This is a genomic window from Cryobacterium sp. 10I1 (assembly GCF_035019805.1).
GTDB lineage: Bacteria > Actinomycetota > Actinomycetes > Actinomycetales > Microbacteriaceae > Cryobacterium > Cryobacterium glucosi.
Genome location: NZ_JASJVF010000383.1, coordinates 1 through 2,177 on the forward strand (window position 1 = coordinate 1; position 2,177 = coordinate 2,177).

Here is a 2,177-nt window from a genome sequence, read left to right on the forward strand (position 1 = left end):
GTCGATGCCGGCGGCCGGGCCGAGTACCCGAACGCCGGGGATCTCGGCGAGCCCGGCCACGAGGCGCTGGCCGAGTTCGGCCTCACGGAGGGCGATCCGGTCCATGCCGGTTTCGGTCAGGTAGTCGACCGCGGCGGCGAGGGCGATCGCCTGCGAGATGCGCTGGGTGCCTGCCTCGAAGCGCTGCGGCGGCGCGAGGAACTCGGCGTGCTCCATATCGACGGTCGTGATCATCGAACCGCCGGTCAGGAACGGCGGCAGCCCGGCGAGCAGCTCCGCCTTGCCGAAGAGCGCTCCGATGCCGGTCGGGCCGAGCATCTTGTGCCCGGAGAAGACGGCGAAGTCCACGTCGAGCGCGGCAACGTCGACCGGCAGGTGCGGAACGGTCTGGCAGGCGTCGAGCAGCACGAGGGCGCCGAAGCGGTGGGCGAGCTCGACGAGCTCGGCCACGGGATTGATCGTGCCGACGACGTTCGACGCGTGGGTGAACGCGAGCAGGCGGGTGCGCGGGCCGACGATCGTTGCCGCGGCCGCGAGGTCGAGGGTGCCATCGTCGAGAACGGGGATGAAGCGCAGGGTCGCCCCGGTGCGCAGGGCGAGCTGCTGCCACGGGATCAGGTTGGCGTGGTGTTCCATCTCGGTCACGACGATCTCGTCGCCGGCCCCGATGCGGAACCGGGCGGCATCCGGGCCGCCGAGGCCGAGTGAGGCGTTGGAGATCGCGTACGCGACGAGGTTGACTCCCTCGGTCGCGTTCGAAGTCCAGACGAGTTCGTCGGGCTGCGCGCCGATGAAGGCGGCCACGGTCTCCCTGGCGCTCTCGAAGACCTCGGTCGCCGCGAACGCGAGGGTGTGAGCGCCGCGGTGCACGGCCGCGTTGCGTTGCTCGTAGTACTCCTGCTCGGCTTCCATCACGCTGATCGGGTTCTGCGAGGTGGCCCCGGAGTCCAGATAGTTGAGCGGATGCCCGTTGATGCGCTGCTCGAGGATCGGGAAGTCGTTGCGGATGCGGGCGACCAGCTGAACGTGCTGCCGACCGACACCCAGAAGCAGACCGCATACTCCTTCGCGAAAGAGAAGGGGCTGCTCTCGATCGAGAACTACGGCCTCGACCTCGCCGCCCACTTCGTCGACACGGTCGAGCCCGTGCACACCGCCAGGGTCGAGATCGAGGAGTTCGCCTGGCAACGGGTTCTCATCGACGGCAGTGAGCACGACCACACCTGGGTGCGGCGCGGCCAGGAGGTGCGCACGGCGGCGATCACGGTCGAGGGCAGGGGCGCTGACCGGCGCACCTGGGTGGTCGGCGGGCTCAAGGACCTCGTGATCCTCAAGTCGACGGGCTCCGAGTTCGCCGGCTTCATGCAGGATCCGTACACGCTCCTGCAGCCGACCTCCGACCGGGTGATGGCGACCTCGCTCACGGCCGGCTGGCGTTTTTCGACGACGGATGTCGACTGGGAGGCCACCTACGACGGCATCAAGCAGGTGCTCGTCACCCAGTTCGCGACCGTGCACTCCCTGGCCCTGCAGCAGACCCTCTACGAGATGGGCCGGGCCGTGCTCGAGGCCTTTCCCGTGGTCGCCGAGGTGCGCCTGTCCGCCCCGAACAAGCACCACTTCCTCTACGACCTCTCCCCCTTCGGCGTGGCCAACGACAACGAGGTGTACCACGCGGCCGACCGCCCGTACGGGCTGATCCAGGCGACCGTGCTGCACGACGACGCCGCGGACGCAGGATCCGCCTGGGACTCGTACACGGGGCTCGTCTAGGTGGTCATTTTCGTTGCGGGTCCGCCCGTACGATGGCTGTGATGAGCACCCCCGCGCCGGCGTCTGCGGCCTCCCCCGATCCGTCGGCCGTTCCCGCGCCGACCGCCCACGTCTATCGCGGTCACGTCTTCCACATCGCGGGATCCCCGGTGGTCGCCGACGCCCGGGAGCACCTCGTCTCCCTGCCCGACGGCGCCCTCGTCACCGGTGCGGACGGCAGAATCGCCTGGGTCGGGCCATTCGCCGCTCTTCCGGCCGCGTTCCGCGACCACCCGGTGACGGACAACCGCGGCGGGTTCATCCTGCCCGGCTTCGTCGACACCCACCTGCACTACCCGCAGACCTACTCGACCGACGCCTACGGCGGCGGCCAGCTGCTCGAGTGGCTCGACAACTGCGTGTTC

Annotated in this window: 3 protein-coding genes; 2 read left to right on the forward strand and 1 reads right to left on the reverse strand. The window is 69.5% G+C overall.

The genetic code is table 11. The annotated features are described in order from the left end of the window. Window positions 1-1,053: aminotransferase class V-fold PLP-dependent enzyme (locus tag QN345_RS18260; protein ID WP_323509033.1), on the reverse strand; the 1,053-nt coding region annotated here is incomplete at its 3' end. On the opposite strand from QN345_RS18260, the gene pucL reads away from it, so the two are divergent. Beyond that, window positions 964-1,773: a factor-independent urate hydroxylase gene (pucL, locus tag QN345_RS18265; protein ID WP_323509032.1), complete on the forward strand. Its 810-nt coding sequence runs from the start codon at window positions 964-966 to the stop codon at window positions 1,771-1,773. The genes QN345_RS18260 and pucL overlap by 90 nt on opposite strands. A gap of 41 nt (window positions 1,774-1,814) precedes the next feature. Continuing rightward, on the forward strand, window positions 1,815-2,177 hold a 363-nt coding region (locus QN345_RS18270; protein WP_416347674.1), incomplete at its 3' end, for an imidazolonepropionase-like domain-containing protein.

Bases quoted from the DNA above. Each gene is read 5' to 3' on its own strand.
- pucL (WP_323509032.1), top strand. From the start codon at position 964: ATGCCCGTTGATGCGCTGCTCGAGGATCGGGAAGTCGTTGCGGATGCG.